At 59.5% G+C, this 2,679-nt stretch carries 3 protein-coding genes; 1 reads left to right on the top strand and 2 read right to left on the bottom strand.

Annotation, left to right across the window (positions count from 1 at the left end):
• Positions 1–353: GcrA family cell cycle regulator (locus B7G66_RS13810; protein WP_048859291.1), on the bottom strand; the 353-nt coding region annotated here is incomplete at its 3' end.
• Positions 354–483: 130 nt separating this feature from the next.
• Complete coding sequence (gene rnd, locus B7G66_RS13805; RefSeq protein ID WP_040512892.1) at positions 484–1,686, bottom strand: ribonuclease D; 1,203 nt, start codon at positions 1,684–1,686, stop codon at positions 484–486.
• Between the two features lie 121 nt (positions 1,687–1,807).
• Between rnd and queF the strand changes: the two genes are divergently transcribed.
• A complete protein-coding gene (gene queF / locus B7G66_RS13800; RefSeq protein WP_003621988.1) occupies positions 1,808–2,305 on the top strand; it encodes a preQ(1) synthase in 498 nt (165 codons plus the stop codon).
• The last annotated feature ends 374 nt before the right edge of the window (positions 2,306–2,679 follow it).

Below are 2,679 nucleotides of genomic sequence, written 5' to 3'. Positions count from 1 at the left end.
GCGGGGGCCTCCTCCACCTTCACCGCAGGGGCAGGCGGTGCGACGGGAACTGCCTTTGCCGTGATGGTGGCGGGGTCTGCCGAAGGTACGGCCACAGCAGGGGCCGGGGCCGGGGTTGGGGTTGGGGGCACGGCGGTCGCCACGGCGGCATCAGGCGCCTTATCCGCGGGCTTGTCCGCCTTCGTCCCCCTGCGGATGGGTGACGGGCGCGGCTTGAGGCCCAGCCGATGCGCCTTTCCAACGACCGCGTTCTTGGTCACTGACAACTGGCGGCCAATTTCCGCCGTTGACAATCCCTGCTGCCACAGGTCGCGAAGACGCGCGATCGTCTCCTCGGTCCATTCCATCGCCATCGCTCACACTCCATTACGCGGAATTGGGGGCAAAATAGGCTTATATTGTAGGTGACTCAACCTGCATGCCACAAAATCTTGTGGACAAGGGTGGAGATAACCTGTTCGCAACCATGGTAAAACCTGCGGACTATGCGCCCTGCCCCTTGGCGCGGATCAGTTGGACCGCCCCATCGGCCACCCCAAGCGTCAGTTCACCCGCCTTCAGCGCCATTGCCTGCGCGCCAAAAACCTCCCGCCGCCAGCCTTGCAGGGCCGGGATTTCGGGCGCGTCCTCCAGCGCAAGGCGGTCGATATCCTCTGCCGAGGCCACAAGCTTTGGCGCGACACGATGGCGTTCGCAGCACGCCGCAAGCAATACCTTGAGCATCGCCACAAGGGCGGCCGACGGACGTGCCGCATCCTTGCCACGTCCCTTTGGCGGGCGCGGCAGGCTGGCGTCAGGTTCGTGCCGCGCCTTTGCGATGACCTCCAGCAGAGCCTGCCCGCTGCGCCCCTCGGCAAAGCCGCGTGAAATGCCGCGCACACGCGCCAGCGCATCGACGTCACCGGGGCTGGTGGCGGCGATTTCCATCAGGCTTTCATCCTTCATCAAGCGCTGGCGCGGGACATTGACGCGCTGCGCCTCGTGCTCGCGCCAGGCCGTGATCGCCCGCAGCATACCCAACATGCGGCGATTATTCGTGCGCGGGCGCATACGCTCCCACAATGTCTGCGGATCAGGCCGGAAGGTCGCGGGGGAGTTCAGGACATCCATCTCCGCCGTCATCCAGTCCTTGCGCCCTTCCCTGTCCAGTTGTGCCACCAGCCGCTGATAAACTTCGCGCAGGTAGGTGACGTCAGCGGCGGCATACTCAATCTGCGCCGCCGACAAAGGACGCGCAGCCCAGTCGGAAAAACGGTGTGATTTGTCAATCTGCGCCCCCACAACGGACGCAACCAGACTGTCATACCCGACCTGATCGCCATATCCGGCCACCATCGCCGCAACCTGTGTATCAAACAGCGGCTGTGGCAGGCGATCGAACAGATGCAGGAAAATTTCCAGATCCTGACGGGCCGCATGGAACACCTTGATAACCCCTTCATCCGCAAGGAGTTCACCAAGCGGGGCGAGATCCATGCCGGGGGCCAGTGCATCGACCACCACGACCTCGTCCGCGCTGGCAAGCTGCACCAGACACAATTCCGGCCAATAGGTGCGTTCGCGCACGAATTCCGTGTCGATGGTAATGAAGGGTTCGCGACGCAGCCGCGCGCTGACCGCGCCCAGCTCTGCCGTTGTGGTCACAAGGACCGGATCAGGGAATTCGGTTCGGGATGCAGGTGCCATGACTGCTGTGTTATCATGACGCGCACAGGTTGCAACAGCAGGCAAAATCGCATGGCCATCCATTGACGGTGCCATATCCCGTCCGGCATCACCCGCCCATCAGGCAAACCGTGGAAAGAAAATGCCCATGACCTCCTCCCCCCCTCCCGCCGGCACGCCGGATGATGGCAGCCAGTTACTGACACAGTTGGGCCGCAACACGACCCAGCCCGCCAGCCCCGAAGACGCCATATTGGAACGTGTGCCCGCCCCCGATGCCGACAGGCGCTATGTCGTGCGCTTCACCGCACCGGAATTCACCTCCCTGTGTCCCGTAACAGGACAACCGGATTTCGCACATATCGTCATCGATTATATCCCGCGCGCATGGATCGTGGAGAGCAAGTCGCTCAAGCTGTTCCTGACCAGCTTTCGCAACCATGGCTCTTTCCACGAAAAATGCTCCATGCAGATCGCAACCACGCTGGTGGACCTGCTTGATCCCGTATGGCTGCGGATCGGGGCATACTGGTATCCGCGCGGCGGCATGCCGATTGATGTGTTCTGGCAGACCGGCGCCCCGCCCGAAGGCACGTGGATACCGGCACAGGACGTACCCGGATATCGTGGACGCGGCTGATACCGGTCATCCATGAAAACGCCCGGAAAGCACATATCGACAAAAAGAAACGTCATAAAGGCTTTTTGAAAATATCCCATCAATGCCGGAATGATGAAATGATCCGGGCATTTCCTTTTCCAAAAAGGAAATGCCTTTCAAAGCTTTGGGGGAAAATATTCAACAGGAACCTGCATTGTTTCAGTCGGTTGCTGACTTTAAATTCCAAACACTCTCCCAGACACCATTTCTTCAAAAGAATAGCGATATTCTTCGAGTTTTCTGTAATTTACCAAGAACTTCAAGGGATATAAGAAATTATTTTAAAAACAAACCATTGATAAAAATAAGAAAGTTTTTGGGTGCCGCCTTTTGATCGAAAAAGGCGGCGTCTT

It is taken from the genome of Novacetimonas hansenii JCM 7643 (assembly GCF_000964405.1).
GTDB lineage: Bacteria > Pseudomonadota > Alphaproteobacteria > Acetobacterales > Acetobacteraceae > Novacetimonas > Novacetimonas hansenii.
The sequence above is the reverse complement of the archived record's forward strand: the minus strand, read 5'-3'. Positions and strand labels throughout refer to the sequence as shown.